General features: G+C 41.3%; 19 protein-coding genes. 8 read left to right on the forward strand and 11 right to left on the reverse strand.

Going from position 1 to position 18,086, the window contains the following annotated elements; all coding sequences use genetic code 11:
• Nucleotides 1–202 precede the first annotated feature (202 nt).
• Nucleotides 203–601, forward strand: a complete 399-nt coding sequence (locus EJ995_RS05685) for a GlcG/HbpS family heme-binding protein (protein ID WP_126446491.1) — start codon at nucleotides 203–205, stop codon at nucleotides 599–601.
• Between the two features lie 130 nt (nucleotides 602–731).
• Here EJ995_RS05685 and EJ995_RS05690 read toward each other — a convergent pair whose 3' ends face one another.
• Entirely contained in the window at nucleotides 732–1,598 is an 867-nt protein-coding gene (locus tag EJ995_RS05690) for a DUF4382 domain-containing protein (RefSeq protein ID WP_241234700.1), read from the reverse strand.
• A 341-nt stretch (nucleotides 1,599–1,939) separates the two neighbouring features.
• Between EJ995_RS05690 and EJ995_RS05695 the strand changes: the two genes are divergently transcribed.
• Nucleotides 1,940–4,342: a glycoside hydrolase family 31 protein gene (locus EJ995_RS05695; protein WP_126446493.1), complete on the forward strand. Its 2,403-nt coding sequence runs from the start codon at nucleotides 1,940–1,942 to the stop codon at nucleotides 4,340–4,342.
• A gap of 182 nt (nucleotides 4,343–4,524) precedes the next feature.
• On the opposite strand, the gene EJ995_RS05700 is transcribed toward EJ995_RS05695, so the two are convergent.
• The 6 genes from EJ995_RS05700 to EJ995_RS05725 all read right to left on the reverse strand — a co-directional run bounded on the left by EJ995_RS05700 (nucleotide 4,525) and on the right by EJ995_RS05725 (nucleotide 9,437).
• Complete coding sequence (locus tag EJ995_RS05700; RefSeq protein ID WP_126446495.1) at nucleotides 4,525–5,121, reverse strand: DUF3575 domain-containing protein; 597 nt, start codon at nucleotides 5,119–5,121, stop codon at nucleotides 4,525–4,527.
• A gap of 103 nt (nucleotides 5,122–5,224) precedes the next feature.
• Nucleotides 5,225–5,590 carry a DUF1801 domain-containing protein gene (locus EJ995_RS05705; protein WP_126446497.1) on the reverse strand — a complete coding sequence of 122 codons (366 nt, stop codon included), beginning with the start codon at nucleotides 5,588–5,590 and terminating at the stop codon, nucleotides 5,225–5,227.
• 8 nt (nucleotides 5,591–5,598) lie between these two features.
• Nucleotides 5,599–6,831, reverse strand: a complete 1,233-nt coding sequence (pepT, locus tag EJ995_RS05710) for a peptidase T (protein ID WP_126446499.1) — start codon at nucleotides 6,829–6,831, stop codon at nucleotides 5,599–5,601.
• Nucleotides 6,832–6,977: 146 nt separating this feature from the next.
• Entirely contained in the window at nucleotides 6,978–7,388 is a 411-nt protein-coding gene (locus EJ995_RS05715; protein WP_126446501.1) for a hypothetical protein, read from the reverse strand.
• 18 nt (nucleotides 7,389–7,406) lie between these two features.
• Nucleotides 7,407–8,822: a CCA tRNA nucleotidyltransferase gene (locus EJ995_RS05720; RefSeq protein WP_241234715.1), complete on the reverse strand. Its 1,416-nt coding sequence runs from the start codon at nucleotides 8,820–8,822 to the stop codon at nucleotides 7,407–7,409.
• Between the two features lie 12 nt (nucleotides 8,823–8,834).
• Nucleotides 8,835–9,437, reverse strand: a complete 603-nt coding sequence (locus EJ995_RS05725) for an L-threonylcarbamoyladenylate synthase (RefSeq protein WP_126446503.1) — start codon at nucleotides 9,435–9,437, stop codon at nucleotides 8,835–8,837.
• Between the two features lie 86 nt (nucleotides 9,438–9,523).
• Between EJ995_RS05725 and EJ995_RS05730 the strand changes: the two genes are divergently transcribed.
• Both EJ995_RS05730 and EJ995_RS05735 read left to right on the forward strand, forming a co-directional pair.
• Entirely contained in the window at nucleotides 9,524–10,588 is a 1,065-nt protein-coding gene (locus EJ995_RS05730) for a glycosyltransferase (protein WP_126446505.1), read from the forward strand.
• On the forward strand, nucleotides 10,581–11,513 hold the full coding sequence (locus tag EJ995_RS05735; RefSeq protein ID WP_126446507.1) for a glycosyltransferase: 933 nt from the start codon (nucleotides 10,581–10,583) through the stop codon (nucleotides 11,511–11,513). Before EJ995_RS05730 ends, EJ995_RS05735 begins: the two co-directional genes overlap by 8 nt.
• On the opposite strand, the gene EJ995_RS05740 is transcribed toward EJ995_RS05735, so the two are convergent.
• Nucleotides 11,510–12,433 (reverse strand): ATP-grasp fold amidoligase family protein, encoded by a 924-nt coding sequence (locus EJ995_RS05740; RefSeq protein WP_126446509.1) that lies wholly within the window; start codon nucleotides 12,431–12,433, stop codon nucleotides 11,510–11,512. The two genes, EJ995_RS05735 and EJ995_RS05740, sit on opposite strands and share 4 nt — an antisense overlap.
• A gap of 126 nt (nucleotides 12,434–12,559) precedes the next feature.
• Here EJ995_RS05740 and EJ995_RS05745 point away from each other — a divergent pair, with 126 nt between their 5' ends.
• Nucleotides 12,560–13,318, forward strand: coding sequence for a lipopolysaccharide kinase InaA family protein (locus EJ995_RS05745; RefSeq protein ID WP_126446510.1), 759 nt, complete (start codon nucleotides 12,560–12,562; stop codon nucleotides 13,316–13,318).
• On the opposite strand, the gene EJ995_RS05750 is transcribed toward EJ995_RS05745, so the two are convergent.
• Complete coding sequence (locus EJ995_RS05750; RefSeq protein WP_126446512.1) at nucleotides 13,319–14,083, reverse strand: glycosyltransferase family 2 protein; 765 nt, start codon at nucleotides 14,081–14,083, stop codon at nucleotides 13,319–13,321. It lies immediately after the preceding gene.
• Between the two features lie 86 nt (nucleotides 14,084–14,169).
• Between EJ995_RS05750 and EJ995_RS05755 the strand changes: the two genes are divergently transcribed.
• Nucleotides 14,170–15,000, forward strand: a complete 831-nt coding sequence (locus EJ995_RS05755; RefSeq protein WP_126446514.1) for a glycosyltransferase family 2 protein — start codon at nucleotides 14,170–14,172, stop codon at nucleotides 14,998–15,000.
• Here the strand turns inward: EJ995_RS05755 and EJ995_RS05760 are convergent.
• Together EJ995_RS05760 and EJ995_RS05765 are read right to left on the reverse strand one after the other, a co-directional pair.
• Complete coding sequence (locus EJ995_RS05760) at nucleotides 14,997–16,061, reverse strand: glycosyltransferase family 9 protein (RefSeq protein ID WP_241234701.1); 1,065 nt, start codon at nucleotides 16,059–16,061, stop codon at nucleotides 14,997–14,999. The genes EJ995_RS05755 and EJ995_RS05760 overlap by 4 nt on opposite strands.
• On the reverse strand, nucleotides 16,061–16,876 hold the full coding sequence (locus EJ995_RS05765) for a 2,3,4,5-tetrahydropyridine-2,6-dicarboxylate N-succinyltransferase (RefSeq protein WP_126446517.1): 816 nt from the start codon (nucleotides 16,874–16,876) through the stop codon (nucleotides 16,061–16,063). The genes EJ995_RS05760 and EJ995_RS05765 overlap by 1 nt, the downstream gene beginning before the upstream one ends.
• 155 nt (nucleotides 16,877–17,031) lie before the next feature.
• Here EJ995_RS05765 and ruvX point away from each other — a divergent pair, with 155 nt between their 5' ends.
• Both ruvX and def read left to right on the forward strand, forming a co-directional pair.
• Nucleotides 17,032–17,451: a Holliday junction resolvase RuvX gene (gene ruvX / locus EJ995_RS05770; RefSeq protein WP_126446519.1), complete on the forward strand. Its 420-nt coding sequence runs from the start codon at nucleotides 17,032–17,034 to the stop codon at nucleotides 17,449–17,451.
• An 11-nt stretch (nucleotides 17,452–17,462) separates the two neighbouring features.
• Nucleotides 17,463–18,053, forward strand: coding sequence for a peptide deformylase (def, locus tag EJ995_RS05775; RefSeq protein ID WP_126446521.1), 591 nt, complete (start codon nucleotides 17,463–17,465; stop codon nucleotides 18,051–18,053).
• Nucleotides 18,054–18,086: the final 33 nt, after the last annotated feature.

The following is an 18,086-nucleotide window of genomic DNA, read 5'->3' on the forward strand; positions in this document are numbered from 1 at the left end:
TCGATAGCTTATCAAGACGATGATGGCCTAGGAGAGATCGCTAAAGGAGTAAAAAAATACGTTTGGAAAATAGCAGATCTGGCATCTGATAAAGAGAATCAGTTAAAATAATCCACCAACGTTTCCATTACTGCCGTTAAACTTCCCACAATCACAGCTCGATCGCTCATCCATCCTCTAACTTGTAAGAAAACAAGAAATGATGAATATTACCTTAAAGCAGGCGGAAGCCTTAATTGAAAAAGCAAAGTCTAAAGCGGTAGAGCTAGATACCAAAATGAACATAAGCATCGTCGATGCAGGAGCAAATCAGGTTGCTTTTGTACGTATGGATGGTGCTTGGTTAGGTAGCGCAGACATTGCACTCAAGAAAGCCAAAACCGCTAGATTTTTTGATATGCCATCTGGTGAGATTGGTAAAATATCACAGCCTGGCGAGTCGCTATTCAATATTGAGCATTCTAATGGTGGTCTTATTACGTTTCCAGGTGGATTGCCGCTTAAAAATAAGGATGGCGAGATCATAGGCGCAGTTGGCGTAAGCGGCAGTACCGTAGAAAATGATCACGCAGTGGCTAGCGCAGCAGCACAGGCTATGTAAAATAATTGTTGCTATCAAAATAATAAAAGCTCAGTCTGATAAAGGCTGAGCTTTTTATGATTCATAATCTGTCACAAAAAAACGCGACCATAAAAATATGATCGCGCTTTGATAAGTTTTTGATCTCTACTTAATCTTGATCAAAGTCCACTAATTCAAGTGTAGTCACTGCACCTGTGGAGACCTCTACATCGTTTACTACGATAGTACGAGTTTCTGTAGTGTCATCGTCTTCATCATTATCATTGTCACTACCAGGAACTTCTTGTTCAAAAGTCACTGTGTAGGTTCCAGCTGGTACACCACTCAGGCGATAATTACCATCTGCATTGGTAAAGGTCGTGATCTCGTCAACACCATTGCTGGCTGTCACAAGCGTTTGAACATCAATAGGGTTTACAGATCCTGCGATCGCGCCAGACGCAGCCTCAAGCTGTGTGCGTATGACTGGTTTTAATGAAAATCCGCCATTACCTTGTCTTACGATCGACTTATCGGCATCAAAATCCAAAACGAAATTGTAAAGAATACCGCTTTCAATCTCTTCGTTTACCTGCAGTTTTAATCCAGATTGTTGTGCACTAGGTGTTCTCAAAGGGAAAGATTCACCATCAATCACAACCGAATTGTCATCACCTAAAATCAGGCGTATCTGGCTTATTCTACCCGCAGGAATTTCATCGTCTGCAAGGATCACGTTCTCACCACCAGTAAGTTCCAGTAGGTCATAAACGCCGGTGTTATCCATGTTGATGATAACCGTGTTCTCATCTTCATCGATATCGTCAATGTCGTCGCTGTCATTATCATCGTCCACATCTCCATTGTACTTTACCACAATTCCTTGAACATCAACAAAAACATTGTCATAATCGCCAGGAGCATCGACCAATTTAAAAGTAACACGCGCGGTGCCATCATTGTTGTCATCATCGCTACAGGAAACAATTCCTATAAACATCAATGGAATTAACATCCATTTCAATACATTTTTCATAATTAGGGTTTTAATTAAAAATTTAGGCAATTCTAAGGGCGAACTGCGCTATCAAGATTCGGCTTAACTTTCTTTAACTGCGATCTTAACACGTCATTAAACATCAGAAATTAAGATATATTGCTCAATAGCCCGTATTTCTTAGGGTGATAAGCATTTGTTGTATTAGAATGATGTTTTTGTTTATGCTTTCGCGAAAGCGTAATTATCGACAAACTGCACCGCAAACCTTTGCGCAACTAGATCACCATCAAGCATGAGAACTAGTGGGATTTTATTATTTTACCAAGCACTAGCAGTAGGGTTAATTACTGCTTCAAAATACTGAATATCATCATTTTATGATTACAAATACTGAATTAAATAATCAGGGAAATGTCTTCCCTGGAAAGTTGACGTCCTTTGATCACACGGTCGATACCTTAATGTTTTCAACAGATAATGGCGTGATACTGCAATTGCAGGTGCTGCGTGACAGTGTGCTACGTTTTAGGTACGGTGTAGGCGGCAAGATGGAAGATGATTTTTCCTATGCCATCGATCATAGCGGTAATCGTGGTTACAATAAGTTAGAAGTAAGCGAGCATAAAGATTATTATGAGGTGCAAACCAGTAAGGTGCTGTGCCGCATTTCTAAAGCAGATTTGCGCTCACGCATCTTTGATATAGATGGCAAGATCATTTGTGAGGATGAGCTAGGCTTTCACTATGAAGAGAGCTATCAATACGGCGGTGAGATCGTCAAGATGTCCAAAAAAGCACAGCCTGGCGAGAGCTACTACGGCCTAGGCGACAAGCCAGCAGATATGAACATGCGCGCCAAGCGTTTTGAGCTTTGGGGTACTGATCAATATGCTTTTGGAAAACAAACAGACCCACTTTATAAGAATGTACCATTTTACGTAGGATTGCAGAATAAAACGGCCTACGGTATTTTCTTTGACAATACATTTAGATCCTATTTTGATTTTGCCCACGAGCGTCATCACGTGACCAGCTTCTGGGCGCAAGGTGGTTCCATGGACTATTATTTTATCTACGGTCCAGATGTGAATAGCGTCGTGAGCGGTTATACAGAGTTGACTGGTAAACCCGAGTTGCCACCATTGTGGGCGCTGGGTTATCACCAGTGTAAGTGGAGTTACTATCCTGAAAGCAACGTGAGAGAAATCGCGGCAAAATTCCGCGAGCTGCAGATTCCTTGTGATGCGATCTATCTGGATATTGATTACATGGATGGATTCCGTTGTTTTACATGGGATAATGATAAGTTCCCAGATCCTACCAAAATGATTAGCGATTTGCGGGAAGATGGTTTCAAGACCATCGCCATCATCGATCCAGGAATTAAGGTAGATCCAGATTATAGTGTCTACCAAGAAGCCATGGACAACGATTACTTCTGTAAGCGTGCCGACGGTCCTTACATGAAAGGTAAAGTGTGGCCAGGCCAGTGCTATTTCCCAGATTACACCAATCCTGAAGTGCGTGAATGGTGGGCTGGATTGTTTAAAGGCTTGATTGCTGATAATGGATTATCGGGTATCTGGAATGATATGAACGAGCCTGCGGTCATGGAAGTGCCTAATAAGACGTTTCCAGACGACGTGCGCCACGATTATGACGGGCATCCTTGCTCGCATAGAAAAGCGCACAACATCTATGGAATGCAAATGGCACGCGCGACGTATGAAGGCGTGAAGAAATTTATTTACCCTAAGCGCCCTTTTGTAATTACACGATCTGCCTATTCTGGAACGCAGCGTTATACCAGCAGCTGGTTTGGCGATAATGTAGCGACTTGGGAACACTTGAGCATTGCAAATATCCAGGCACAACGCATGGCGCTATCAGGAATGTCCTTTGCAGGATCTGATATTGGTGGCTTTGCAGAACAGCCTACAGGCGAGCTTTTTGCCAGATGGATTGCGCTAGGTGTGTTCCATCCGTTTTGTAGGGTGCATTCCAGTGGTGATCATGGCGATCAAGAACCATGGACTTTTGACGAGAACGTTACCAACATCACAAGAAAGTTTGTGGAGTTGCGATATAAGTTATTGCCATACCTATACACCACTTTCTGGCAATATGCTGAAGAAGGCACACCAATGCTGAAGTCTCTAGTGATCTATGATCAAGAAGATGCTCAAACACATTACCGCAACGATGAGTTCATTTTTGGTGATCAGATACTGGTTTGTCCAGTATTGGAGCCTAATGCTAAAGGTCGTCGCATGTACATACCGCGAGGCGAGTGGTACAATTACTGGACTCGTGAGACCATCACAGGTGGTCGTGAGGAATGGGTAGATGCAGATATTGACAGCATTCCGCTATTTGTGAAATCTGGTTCAATCATACCGCGTTATCCAGTGATGCAGTATGTAGGCGAGAAGAAGATTGAGTTCCTGACGCTAGACGTTTATTACACCATAGGCAAAGAAAAGTCCATCGTGTATGAAGATGCTAATGATGGTTACGATTATAAGAAAGGCCGTTTCAGTTTACGTAATTTGAAGTTCAAAGGCTCTGAAAAAGAGATGGTGATTTCACAATACAAAGACGGTAAATTCAAAACGGAATATGAAACACTGCGTTTTAATTTCATCGGTTTGCCATTTGAGATTGATTATGTTGAGGTTGATAATGCAAAAATCCCGCTAGAAGAATTGAAGTATGATGTCAAGACCCAAACCATGTACATCCACAAAGAATTTAGTGAGTTACATGTGGTAGGGAAATAGTGTTTATCACTATAATGAAATAAACCTGACTGTTTTAGAGCGGTCAGGTTTTTTGTTTTAGTAATTGTTGCTGTTCCGCTTTCCTGCCTGCCGGCAGGCAGGCGCGAAAGCGTAAATAACCAATAGGTCAAAACAAAAAAGGCGATCCACTGGATCGCCTTTTGATGTGTTTGAAGTATGTTCTAGAATCTCCAACCGAAATTCACGCCACCGCGACCGGTTACCTCTGGTAGATAATCATCTTCTGGTTCGTCTGCCAGACCTAGATTACGGCCTATTCCCAAATTGATATCGATTAAGAAACCAGAATTGCTTACCCATTTCCAGCCTATTCCGGCACCGATGGCTGTCTCAAAATAAGACTCACTTGTAGTTGTAGAAAAACCTTGATTGCTGTCGAAGTTGTAATAATCATCCTCAAAAGTGTAGAATTTCAAAAACCCTTCTGCGTAAAAGCCTTTAGCACCATAGTCCTCTTTAGAGAAGAAGTACTGTCTGTAGTAGGGCGTTAAACTAAAGGTTTCTCTATAATCAAGGTCATCCTCATCTGCTATACCGATGTTTAAGTCTGCACCAACACCACTGTAGCGTCCTAGAACATATTCATAACGCGGATTGATCCCTAAACCTGCGATACCTGCTACTACGTCTAGGCTAACTTCATGGCGTTTTTGATTATTGAATTCTTCTAGTCTTCTTTCTGAATCAGTTTGGTCCGTATCCTGGGCAAATGCAGTACCTGCTGCTAGTATTGCAGCTACAAATAATAGTTTCTTCATGATTGATTGGTTTATTCTAAGATGCCGAAGATAAGCAAAGGTTGCATCAGCTTTAGAATTTACTTACGGATAGTAGATTATCAGAATGAAACAATTCACGCAATTATTGCGACGCTAGTTCTAAATCGATGCACTCTTGAACATATTTTGCAATCAAAGCCCGATCTAATACTTCACCTTGCTGAAATTTCATCTGTCTTAGCATTTTGGTTTTTCCTGGCTGCGCATTTACAAGTACACCAAATGGGTCTGACAATAAGCTTCCCTTGTGAAACCAGAGCGCGCAATGATGTTTAAAGGCTACCATTCCTATCAAATTTTTGCCCTTTAAGGTGTAGCACGGCGCGCCCCATTTAATTTCTGGTACAAGTATCGTGTCTTCCAGGATTTCCCGCATGATGGTAAGCTGTTGTTCCCATTGCGGGTACATAGCGATGTATTCAGTTGTGTTGGTGGCTTTCGTTTTCATTGCATAGACTATTTCTTCCGTGCCACCAACTCTGCTATGCGCACGATGACCTTACTGGCTGCGATCATACTTTCTACAGGCACATATTCATAAGGCCCGTGAAAATTATGTCCACCTGCAAAAATATTGGGACAAGGCAAACCCATATAGCTTAGTTGCGATCCATCAGTACCACCTCGTATGGGTTTAATGATGGGTTCAATATCTAGGTCTTTCATGGCCTGTTCTGCAATTTCGACGATGTGCATGACGGGCTCGACCTTTTCTTTCATGTTAAAATATTGATCCTTGATCTCGATGCTTACGGCATCTGTATCATATTGTGCGTTGAGGTCGGCCACTAGCTTGCGCATCATTTCCTTGCGAGCCTCAAAATGATCCTTGTCATGATCGCGTATGATATAGTGCAATTTGGTTTCCTCAACGGCACCTTCCATATCGTGTAAGTGGAAAAATCCTTGATAGTCCTCTGTATGTTCTGGTGTTTCCAGTCGTGGCAGCGACCCTATAAACTCTGTCGCAATGTACATTGAATTGATCATCTTGCCTTTGGCATATCCTGGATGTACAATCTTGCCTTTGACCGTTACTACGGCACCAGCAGCGTTGAAATTCTCATATTCCAGCTCACCTATCTGACTACCGTCCATAGTGTAAGCCCAATCTGCACCAAATTTTGCCACCTCAAATTTGTGCGCGCCACGACCTATTTCCTCATCTGGTGTAAAGCCTATTTTAATGTCGCCATGCTTGATTTCTGGATGATCCATGAGGTGTTTTGCCGCTGTCATGATCTCGGTTATTCCAGCCTTATCGTCTGCGGCAAGCAGTGTAGTACCGTCAGTTGTGATGATGGTCTGGCCTTTGTATTGCTTTAAATCTTCAAAATAGTCAGGCGATAGGATCAGATCGCTGCCTTTGAGAGGTATATCATCGCCGTCATAGTTTTCTATGATTTGCGGTTTGATGTTAGCACCCGTAAAGTCTGGCGTGCTGTCAAAATGTGATATAAAACCTATGGTAGGTGCTTCACGATCAAGGTTTGATGGTATAGTCGCCATCACATAGGCATTCTCATCAATCGATGCATCACTCAATCCCATGTCCAATAATTCCTGATGCAGCTTGCGCGCAAGATTCCATTGTTTTTCTGTACTAGGCGTGGTATCGCTGGCTGGATCAGACTCTGTATCAATGGTGATGTAACTTATAAATCTATCGGTAATCTCTTGGTGTGTCATGATGTGCTATGAAAAATCTCGAATTTTGAATGGTGTCAAGATAACACTTGCACGTATTTGGACATGCTAGGATCAGCTTAAAATTTGCAGGATGTTGTTGTTGATTACGCTTTCGCGAAAGCTAAATAGCCACCAAAATTCTAACGCTAGAATTGCATATTGCAAGCGAAAGGATTTTCTATCTGTGAAAAAATCGTGTTCTTGCCAGCCTCGTAGAGCGCGCGATTAGTGTACTTGTACTTCACAGCATACTGGTCAACCGAGGTAAAATTAATGAGCATATTCTCATACGTTTGCGACAACTGGTCCTGGTAATTGTCGATTTGCATAGGAGAGACTGAACTTTGTACTGAAAATACTTGTGCATTTACCTTTAATGGATTCCAAAACCTAAGTCTTGAGGTATTGGTTTTCATAGGTTTTGATATTACAGAAGTAGGTTGATAGGCCACCGTATTGAGTAATAATGACTGAGATTTTTGTGCACTGTTAGACTGATGCTGAGCCAAAGCAAAACTTGCCATGAGGATCGTAAAGAATGTGAACGCTACTTTCATACTCTTAAATTAATAAAATTAGTGAACCTCAAGTCCTAATTCTTTCCCTTTTTTGAGCATCAATTCATAGGCCGCATCATGCTCATTAGGTATATCGCCGTCTAGAATGGCTTCTTTGATAGTTGATTTAATGATACCAATTTCGCGGCACGGCTTCAAACCAAAGGCTTTCATGATTTCCTCTCCAGAAACTGGCGGCTGGAAGTTGCGCACGTGATCACGCTCCTCAACCTCTACTATCTTGTCGCGCACCTTCTGAAAATTGTTGTGGTATTTCTTGAATCTGCGTGGATTTTTGGTGGTAATGTCTGCTTCACACAGCGTCATGAGATCCTCGATATAATCGCCTGCATCATGAACCAATCTGCGCACTGCGCTATCAGTCGCGCTCTCGTCAATCACCGCAATAGGTCTAGAGGACATGCGCACCATCTTCTGAACAAATTTCATATGCTCATTAAGTGGCATGCGCAATCTCTTGAACAGGTGGAAAACCATCTGCGAGCCTTTAAATTCATGACCATGAAAAGTCCAGCCCACTTTCTTGCTGAATCTCTTAGTAGGTGCTTTACCAATATCGTGCAGTAGTGCTGCCCAGCGTAACCAAAGACTATCAGTTTGTTGTGAGATATTATCGACTACTTCTAGCGTGTGGTAAAAGTTGTCTTTGTGTGTCTGACCTTCTAATTCCTCGATGCCTTTAAGGGCTGTAAGCTCTGGCAGGATGTGATCCAGCAATCCGCTTTTTTCAAGTAATAGAAACCCTAGCGATGGTTTGTCGCACAGCATGATTTTGTGCAGCTCTACATGAATGCGCTCATTGGTGATGATCTTGATGCGGTCAGCGTTCTTCCTGATGCTTTCAAAAGATTCTTCTTCAATCCTAAAACCTAATTGACTCGCAAACCTGATTGCGCGCAGCATGCGCAATGGGTCATCGCTGTAGGTGATATCTGGATCTAGTGGCGTGCGTATAATACGATCTTTGAGATCTTGCATGCCGTTAAATGGATCTACCAGCTCGCCAAATGTTCCCGGCATTAAAGAAAAAGCCATGGCGTTGATGGTAAAATCCCTGCGATTTTGATCGTCTTCTAGCGTGCCGTTTTCAACAATGGGATTGCGACTTTCCTGCTGATAGCTCTCTTTGCGCGCACCTACAAATTCCAGTTCTAGATCGCCCGTTTTGAGCATGGCGGTACCATAATTTTTAAAGATGCTGATCTTGGTACTTTGATCAAGCAGCTCTTTGGTTTTTTTGGCAAGTTCAATGCCGCTGCCTACGGCAACCACATCAATATCTGTTGCCTTTCCTCTTTTCAAAAAGAAATCACGCACAAAACCACCTATCACAAAGCTAGGCATGCGTAACTCGCTAGCCGCTTTTGATAATATTTGGAATACAGGCGCTTCAAGCGCTTCAGGATATTTGATGGAATCAGACACTTACTTTCTGATGATTTTGATGACGCCATCACTGGAAATCTTCATGATGGAACTAGGCTTGATATCTTTACCAGGTAACGGTAGATCCACAACATAATCTACTTTATTCTTTAGCTCTTCAGAAATATCTGAAAAGTGAACTGGTGATGGGTCGCCACTGAAGTTAGCGCTAGTAGACACAATAGGCCTGCGCAATCTGCTGATGAGTTTGCGACATAGAGGATCGTTTGTGACTCTTATTCCGATGGTGTTGTCTGCAGCAACCAAATTTTCTGCCATGCCCTTAGGCCTGTCGTAGATAATAGTCAGTGGTTTCTTGTTTAATTTGAGAACTTCCCAAGCCATTTCTGGCACTTCTTCAACATATTGATCCAGCATCTGAAAGCTGTCCACCAGTATCAACATTGATTTAGAATGATCTCTCTTCTTGATCTCATAGATCTTTTCTACAGCATCATAATTTGTAGCGTCACAGCCTATACCGTAGATGGTGTCTGTAGGATACAGGATCACATTACCCTGTTTCAATTGCTTGATGGTTTCCTGCAGCAATTCTTCAGGAACTGGTAGATCTACATCTTGATATTTTTTCTTCTTTGCCATAGTCTTGCAAAATTAAGGTTTTGAGGGCAACATGGCTAGAAGTGCAGTAAAAGTGATTTGATAAATTACTCTAGATTTGTGAGCTCATGCATCAGGCTGGAACCATTATCGTTTTGCACAAATCAGGCGAGCCATCGCATTATAGAGCTTTGGTGCATGCTGCAAATGCAAATGGTGTCCAGGTTGTTTTTAGAGAGTTCTCTATAATTAGTAAACTCTTCAAGGGAATTATCAGATTTAATGGATCGATTGTCAAAAAACAGTTGGTCAATCTAACCACGTTGATTTCCTTATGGTTTTCAAAAAACAAATTTGTGGTGTTGGGCATCGCGCCTTATGACAGCAAGCTCATCAGGATCTTGAAAGTCTTGAAAAATCATCATGTATATTATCATACATCCTGGCCCATTTGGGATGGAACGGATTATCCTAAACGTAAAAAGGTCACAAACAAAGTTCTTACTCGCTGGAAGCAGTTTCTAGAAAAGGACGTCGAGCATATTTATACAGTTACTGCAACTGCAAAGGAATCCTTGCTAGAAAATTATCAAATCACAGCGCCTATCACGGTAGTAGGTCATAGCTATGATCCATCCGTATTTAAGACATCTGATGTTGAACGAATCTATGATGCCTGTTATGCTGGTAGATTGGTCTCAGAAAAAGGTATTGATGATTTGTTGAAATGGTCGCAGCAGCATCCCGAATTCAAATTTGCTTTCATGGGATCAGGCGATGATGTGGATGCGGTTAAAACGGCTGCTAATCAAAATGATCATTTGCATTACCTACCTGCATCACAATCTGCGGTTGAGGTGAGTAGATTGTTTCAGCAATCGGATTACTTGATTTTATATGCGCGCAGGACGCAGCGCTGGCAGGAATTGTTTGGTATGGTCATAATTGAAGCTATGGCTTGCGGTTGTATTCCAATAACCACAGATCATGTCGGCCCTAAGGAAATCATAGATCATGCTGTGAACGGATATATATTTGAGGAAGACGTCTTTATCGGCAAATTAGCATCCATTATGAAAGATAAACCTAGCGCAGAAATGAAGATCGCCGCCCGGAAAAGAGCCAGCGATTTTGCCATCGAGAGTATTTCAAGTCGATGGATCAATGTAGTCAAAAACGCTGCTTATGCTTGATGTTTCTTGTATCATCGTTAACTACAACACGGCACAATTAACAATTGAAGCCATAAAATCTATCCAAAAGTTTACTAGCGACAATCTAGACTATGAGATTGTTGTTGCAGATAACGCCTCCAAATATGAAGACTTTGAGCAATTGAAGACATTAATTGATCAAATTGCCGATTCTAGATTAAAATTGGTGCGCAGCAGGATAAATACAGGTTTTGGTTCAGGAAATATGCTTGCCGTTTCTCATGCGGCTCCATCTAAATATTATGCCTTTATCAATAGTGATGTACTGTTTGTTCAACAGAATACTTTGAAGGATTTGCAGAATTTCATGACTACAAATCCACATATAGGTGTTTGTTCACCACAAATGCTGGGTCCAGATAGGAGCTTTAGATCTACCTTAGATCACTATGCCACACCAGCAAGGCAACTACTCAAACGAGGTTTTCTTGAAAAATGGGACAGCACTCGATACCCAAAACGCAAGATCAAGTATAATAAACCCATCAAAGCAGATTACATGCAGGGCAGCTTCCTATTTGTCGATGCAGTTGCTTTTAATCAAGTAGGTGGATTTGACCAGCATTTATTCTTGTATTATGAAGAGAGCGATTTATGCATGCGGCTTAAAAAACTGCTGCAAAAGGACGCTTACCTATATCCACAGCAGGAATATATCCATTTGCAAGGTGCCAGCACGACTAAAAACATCGTGATTAAAATGGAGCAAAAAATCAGCCTGCTCTATTTGATCCACAAACATCATGGATTCTTAGCGCATCGATTTATGTTGTGCTTTTATGTTGTGAAGTACTTCTTTTCTAGTCTTGTAAAACCTAAAAATTGGAGACTTTTTCAACTGCTACTGCGTGGTGCGCCCCTAAGTGCCTCGCTTTCTCAAAAACAGAAAGTACTAGACCGCTAGTAACTTATTCCTAAATCTGTAATTTCTTTTTGACCTGCTGGAATTTTTGGCAAGGTGATTTTATCACCTAGAATTCTATTATACTCATAAGGCTCAAATTGTCTGCGCGCATCAGATGGATAGAATGTCATCTCGCCAAAAACGATCTTGCCAGCTATATTGTAGAAGTCGCAGCGTACGAAGGGCAGGCCATTGGTTAGTTTTTTGGCTAACTCGATCATCTCTTCAAAGTTCTCTGGTCTGGTGGGTATCGCATCGGTTCGTTCCCTATGGGAATGCTTGAAGATTGTAGGTATCCAGTCCAGGGTCATAAAATCCTTGAAGTAAACTCCATCAACATGCTGATTGACTTGGACAAAATCTGGCTCACCATTAAAACAATAGAATTTATAATCAATCAAGTCATCCATGCCAGGTTGCACCAGTAGTTTTTCTATCAAAATACGACGCTCGATGTTTTTGTAGGCCCATTCTAGACCGCGACGCATGTAGTAATCTTCTTTGAGATATTTTCTAAAGAAAGCATTGAATTCTTTGCGGTTTACTTTGCTTTTGTCTAGAATAATCTTGTTGCGTCCTGCGCTGTGATTGACTTTGGCAACAAATTGATCTGGTAAGTCATCCCAATTAATATCTTCTGGGCGCTTATAGATACCGTAAACTTCATTCAGGTAGGATTCACCTATCCTTGACTTAACAAACTCGCGCACCTTGACCTTATCAGCGAGTGTTGTGATCATGGGATCGTGCAAGTACATCTTCATCCACGTGATCTTTTCATTGATCAATTTAGGATCTTCAAGATCAAGCTCGTGGTTATTATAATACTTATAAAAAGCCTTATAAAAATGCTCTTTGGACAACAGTGGTGCCCATCTCAAAAACTTAAACCATTTGCGTTGTAGCGTTGCTTTTATCACGTCTATCCTTTGATTTGAACAAAAATAGGCAATTGAAAATTCTAGCCGTCGATGCTTTGTAAGGCGATACCACTTTAGCAGTTAAAACGGTAAATTTGCAGGCAATTCATTTAATGTTGTCGATGTATGTCTATGGTAGAGAGGTTTGAGAGTATTACGCTTTCGCGAAAGCGTGTTCACCACATTCTACAAAACTTCAAAAAATCGTCTCAACAACTGGGCGACGACCGTAACGCGATTAGGATAGTGGAAGATAAAGGCAAAAAACTCGTTGTAAAGTCATTCAAGATTCCAAATGCCGTCAACAAATTGGCCTACCGATTTTTAAGAGATAGCAAGGCAAAAAGATCCTATGAAAATGCAGTCTATCTACAGCAACATAATATAGGAACCCCAGCACCACTGGCTTATCTAGAGCGTGTCGATACGTTGTCTTTTAAAGATAGTTATTACATAAGCGAGTACGCTGAGCATGATTATACCTATAGAGAATTGATCAACGATAATACTATAGAAAATAAGGAAGAAGTCCTGAAAGCCTTTACAGCTTTCATGTTCAAGATGCATGAGGCGCATATTTATTTCCTGGATCATTCACCTGGCAACACGTTAATCAAAAAAGTAGGAGATAGCTATGAGTTTTTCCTGGTGGATCTCAACCGCATGAAATTCTATGATATACCCTATGAAGATCGATTGAAAAACTTTGAACGCCTGTCACCTAAAAAATGGATGTACGACATCATGGGTGCAGAGTATGCTAGACTTTCAGGAAAGGATCCAGCTGAATCTATTGCTACTATGTGGTCTTATACACAGAAGTTTCAAGAGAAATATCATCGCAAGAAGCGATTCAAAAAAAAGCTCAAGAGTATATTCTCGTAATTACTTGAGATTACGCCTGTACAACCACAGCTTTACATAGCGCATAAAAATCATGTAACCGCGCAGGTAAGCAATTACAAAACCTACAAAACCATCCAAGAATCCACGTTGTAAAAAATAGTGTTTGAAGAATCCGTAAGTGGGCTTTATAAGCATATGAAAGGCTGTGATCTTACCTGTTTTCTTATCATAATCCTGTGCCTGTAGGCTGGCATATCGTTGTAGTTTCACAATATGCTTATCAATGTCGTTATACTTGTAATGCAAGAATTTTTGATTTAGCGACTCTACGCGGCCATCGGTCACAATCTCTGCATGCACGTGTAGATCTAGGTAGCGACATTTTGATTTTTTGAAGAATCTAATGACTTTATCATTCTTCCAGCCGCTGTACCGTACTTGTTTGCCCATGAAAAAGTTGCGACGTCCTATCCAGAATCCGGCTAGGTCATCATCATTTTCTTCTTCAAGTTTTTTAATGATTTCTTCCTGCAATGCTGGCGTCACGCGCTCATCTGCATCGACAAGTAGGATCCATTCATATTTTGATTGGGGTATGGCCCAGTTTTTCTGGCTGGCACTGTGTTCATACTCTCTTTGAAGAACGACGTCTACATAAGGTTGAGCAAGTTCAACGGTCCTGTCAGTGCTAAAGCTATCTACCAGCATCACTTCATCACAAAAGGAAACACCCTTCAAGACCTCTATAATATTGTGCTCCTCATTGTAACATGGGATTAAGGCTGTGATTGGGTATTTCTTCATCAAAATCTAGCGTGCTTTCTGACAAAAATAGGCTGTAGGTTGGAAATGATGCAGGTATTGTGGACTTTTATAAAAAATTGTCCAAAATGCCCAGAAAGCCTATCATCTCGTTGATTTTGAGTACTTATAATTCACTAGAATGGCTCAAAAAGACCTTATGGAGTTATGAGCATCAAATCTTTAGAGAGTTTGAGATCATCATTGCGGACGATGGTTCGGGAAATGAGACGATAGACTTTATTAAAGAGTACACTAGTCAAAGCGACCGTGTCATTAAACATGTGTGGCATGAGGATGATGGTTTTCAAAAAAGTAAAATTTTAAATAAAGCCATACTCGCCTGCGCAGCAGATTATGTGGTGATGAGTGATGGTGATTGTATCGCTAGAGAAGATTTTCTACAGATACATTATGAACGCAGAGAGCCAGGTTATTTTTTATCGGGCGGTTATTATAAATTACCACTAGAGTTGTCACAACTCATTACCAAGGAGGACATTCTTACACAACGATGCTTTGACCTAGACTGGCTTCATTCTAAAGGTTTACCTGAGAGTTTTAAGAACAAAAAGCTATCAAGTGGTTTTGTGGAAGCAAGTGTTATGGAAGCAATAACGCCAACAAACGCTAGCTGGAATGGACATAATAGTAGTGGTTGGTTAAAAGACATCATCAAGGTAAATGGGTTTGATGAGCGCATGCAATATGGCGGTCAAGATCGTGAACTAGGCGAGCGACTTTACAACATCAAGATCAAGTCAAAGCAAATTAGATATAGTGCTGTTTGCTTGCATCTGGATCATTCTAGAGGATACAAAAACGAGGAAACGCTCAAGAAAAATAAAGCAATACGCAAGGCAACTCGCAAGGAGAAAAGACAATTTACTCCTCATGGAATTAACAAAGAAGTATCTTAATAATGATACTGTATGAATTGATCTAAGGATTTGATGATCAATCCAGCATCAAAATTTTGATACATTTCTAGACTGTTTGACTTGAATGCGGCTGGTTTTTTATCACCGTACAATTCTGGTTTCAAATCTTTGAGGTGGACTGATAGGTGTTGCTCACCATCTTCTGAAATGTTCCATGCCTCTTGTGGTACCCATGGACTGTAGATAGAGAAACTAGGGATATCAAGTGCTTTGGCCATGTTTATGGCGCCACCTTCATTACCTATGATTGCTGTGCAGTTTGCCAACACTTTTAAGAAGTCTCGCAAGCTGGCTGTAAAATCATCTATTAAAATATGTTCACGAGTTTGTGGTTTGCACAGATGGTAGATGGCAAACGCATCATCTTTTTGTGAAGGAATGTAGTTAAAGAAAATCTGTGTGTTGGTTTTCTCAACTAGATGATTTAACAATTGTGCCATGGTCGCAAATGGCAAGGTTTTGACCTCACTGGATCCCAAAACGCTTATCATCGTAATCGATTTGTCTAGCTGCGCGCCACTTTGTTCTAACCACTGCTTCCCAGATTCTACCTCGGTTTCAGTGAGATGTATGCGTGGCTTTACACTGTAGTCGATATCATCAGTAATTGGTTCCAGCAATCGCAAACGACTGCCTATGGCCCAACCACTAGGGAACTGTTGCTTATCTGCCTGGTCACTTACCTTTTCTTGATAGGCAAGAAAACCAAACCATTTATCATATCCTATTTTGTGCTCTGCCTTGAGTAGTGAGCAAAGAAAGCCACTGTTATTTTTGCTATAAGCATCAAATATGTGCGTGTATTTATTGTTATTCAGCTTTCGCGAAAGCGTAATTATTCCAGCCAAACTGCTAAATTCCTGTGGCTTGACAAGTATCAAATTGTCAATCGCTGGATGCCCTTGAACTACAGGAACAGCGTTGTGCACAATCAAGTAATCGACAATCGCATTAGGATTAGATCTTTTCAACTCGTCTGCAACCACGGTGCTGGTGAGCACGTCGCCTAGCATCTTATATTGAATAAGCAGAACGCGCACTAGACGGCTACATCATATTCTCTCAAGGCATCGTTGAGTGAGGTTTTCTTATTAGTGCTTTCCTTGCGCGTTCCTATAATGAGCGCGCATGGTACGTTGTAGGTTCCGGCTGAGAATTCCTTGGCATAACTACCGGGAATAACTACCGATCGTGCAGGTACAACTCCTTTCATTTCTTTTGGCTTATCGCCGGTGACGTCAATAATTTTGGTACTTGCTGTTAGGACGACATTAGCACCTAGAACGGCTTCTTTCTCTACGCGTACACCTTCTACCACGATGCATCTAGAACCTATAAAAGCGTTGTCCTCAATGATTACCGGCGCAGCTTGTAGTGGCTCAAGAACACCACCTATACCAACGCCACCACTTAAGTGAACATTTGCACCTATTTGCGCACAACTACCTACGGTTGCCCAAGTATCTACCATGGTACCTTCAGAAATATGAGCGCCTATGTTGACATAACTAGGCATCATGATCACACCTTTTGAAATATAAGCACCGTGTCTCGCCACAGCGTGCGGTACAACGCGTATCCCTTTTTCTTTATAACCAGTCTTGAGTGGTATTTTATCGTGAAATTCTAATGGGCCACATTCAATGGTCTCCATTTTCTGGATTGGGAAGTAGAGCACCACGGCTTTCTTGACCCATTCATTGACTTGCCATGAACCTTCAATAGGTTCTGCAACGCGCAGTTCACCTAGATCAAGTAAATTGACAACACTGCGTATAGCATTTTGAGTTACTGGATTTTCTAACATGGAGCGGTCGTCCCATGCGTTTTCTATGACATTCTTAAGTTGTTCCAAAGCGTGGTTGTTTTATATCCCAAAGATAAAGCACCGGTAGTTATTTTTGCTTGACTTCACAGTACGGTGTGGATCGATTTGCATGACTGCCTTAACTTGAGATACTAGTGTTTGCAGCTGTTTTACCGCTTTAAATACCTATTTTTGCAGCGATTATGGGACGTATACTAGCTATAGATTACGGTAAAAAGCGCACGGGCATCGCGGTGACTGATCCACTGCAAATGATTGCTAGCGCCCTATGCACCGTAAAGACCTATGAACTCAAGAAATTTCTAGAAGATTACCTTAATCAAGAAGAGGTTGAAGCCATTGTGATAGGTGAGCCCAAACAAATGGATTATACCGATAGTGAATTGGGTGGTGTGATTAATGCTTTTGCTGGCGAGCTCAAGGAAAAATATCCGCAGTTGAGTATTGAGCGCGTAGATGAGCGTTTCACTTCAAAAATGGCATTCCAGTCCATGATTGATAGTGGTATGAAAAAGAAACAACGTCGCGATAAAGGCATGGTTGATCAAATTGCCGCTGCTATTATCTTGCAAACCTATCTGGATAAAAAACAACGACATTAAAAAGTGAGAATATGATTTTACCTATTGTGGCATACGGCGATCCTGTCTTGAGAAAAGAAACAGTAGAGATCGATGCAGATTATCCCAAGTTACAGGACTTTATTGCCAACATGTGGGAAACGATGGAAAATGCCAGTGGTGTAGGTCTTGCCGCACCGCAAGTGGGCGTTGCAGTACGTGTATTTGTAGTAGATACCGCACCATTTAGTGATGATCCCAATTTATCTTCAGAGGAGCAAAAAGAACTGGCTGCCTTTAGAAAAGTATTTGTCAATGCACAAATTGAGGATGAATCTGGTGATGAGTGGATTTTTAATGAAGGTTGTTTGAGTATTCCCAATGTGCGTGAAGATGTCTCAAGGCAGGAAAATGTCACTATCACTTACTATGATGAGGAGTTTAAAAAACATACAGAGACTTATGATGGACTTATCGCACGTGTTATCCAACATGAGTACGATCATATAGAAGGAATTTTATTTACTGATAAAATCTCCAGCCTTAAAAAGCGTTTGATTAAAAATAAACTGAATAATATTTCCAAAGGAAAGACTAGCGTTGACTATCGCATGCGTTTTCCTGATGTGAAAGGCCGCAGATAACTTGTGTTTTATATATTTGCGCCGCTTAAAAAA

The sequence above is a fragment of the Nonlabens ponticola genome, from assembly GCF_003966335.1.
GTDB lineage: Bacteria > Bacteroidota > Bacteroidia > Flavobacteriales > Flavobacteriaceae > Nonlabens > Nonlabens ponticola.

Bases quoted from the DNA above. Each gene is read 5' to 3' on its own strand.
- EJ995_RS05685 (WP_126446491.1), top strand. From the start codon at position 203: ATGAATATTACCTTAAAGCAGGCGGAAGCCTTAATTGAAAAAGCAAAG.
- EJ995_RS05690 (WP_241234700.1), bottom strand. From the start codon at position 1,598: ATGAAAAATGTATTGAAATGGATGTTAATTCCATTGATGTTTATAGGA.
- EJ995_RS05695 (WP_126446493.1), top strand. From the start codon at position 1,940: ATGATTACAAATACTGAATTAAATAATCAGGGAAATGTCTTCCCTGGA.
- EJ995_RS05700 (WP_126446495.1), bottom strand. From the start codon at position 5,121: ATGAAGAAACTATTATTTGTAGCTGCAATACTAGCAGCAGGTACTGCA.
- EJ995_RS05705 (WP_126446497.1), bottom strand. From the start codon at position 5,590: ATGAAAACGAAAGCCACCAACACAACTGAATACATCGCTATGTACCCG.
- pepT (WP_126446499.1), bottom strand. From the start codon at position 6,831: ATGACACACCAAGAGATTACCGATAGATTTATAAGTTACATCACCATT.
- EJ995_RS05715 (WP_126446501.1), bottom strand. From the start codon at position 7,388: ATGAAAGTAGCGTTCACATTCTTTACGATCCTCATGGCAAGTTTTGCT.
- EJ995_RS05725 (WP_126446503.1), bottom strand. From the start codon at position 9,437: ATGGCAAAGAAGAAAAAATATCAAGATGTAGATCTACCAGTTCCTGAA.
- EJ995_RS05730 (WP_126446505.1), top strand. From the start codon at position 9,524: ATGCATCAGGCTGGAACCATTATCGTTTTGCACAAATCAGGCGAGCCA.
- EJ995_RS05735 (WP_126446507.1), top strand. From the start codon at position 10,581: ATGCTTGATGTTTCTTGTATCATCGTTAACTACAACACGGCACAATTA.
- EJ995_RS05745 (WP_126446510.1), top strand. From the start codon at position 12,560: ATGTCTATGGTAGAGAGGTTTGAGAGTATTACGCTTTCGCGAAAGCGT.
- EJ995_RS05750 (WP_126446512.1), bottom strand. From the start codon at position 14,083: ATGAAGAAATACCCAATCACAGCCTTAATCCCATGTTACAATGAGGAG.
- EJ995_RS05755 (WP_126446514.1), top strand. From the start codon at position 14,170: ATGCCCAGAAAGCCTATCATCTCGTTGATTTTGAGTACTTATAATTCA.
- ruvX (WP_126446519.1), top strand. From the start codon at position 17,032: ATGGGACGTATACTAGCTATAGATTACGGTAAAAAGCGCACGGGCATC.
- def (WP_126446521.1), top strand. From the start codon at position 17,463: ATGATTTTACCTATTGTGGCATACGGCGATCCTGTCTTGAGAAAAGAA.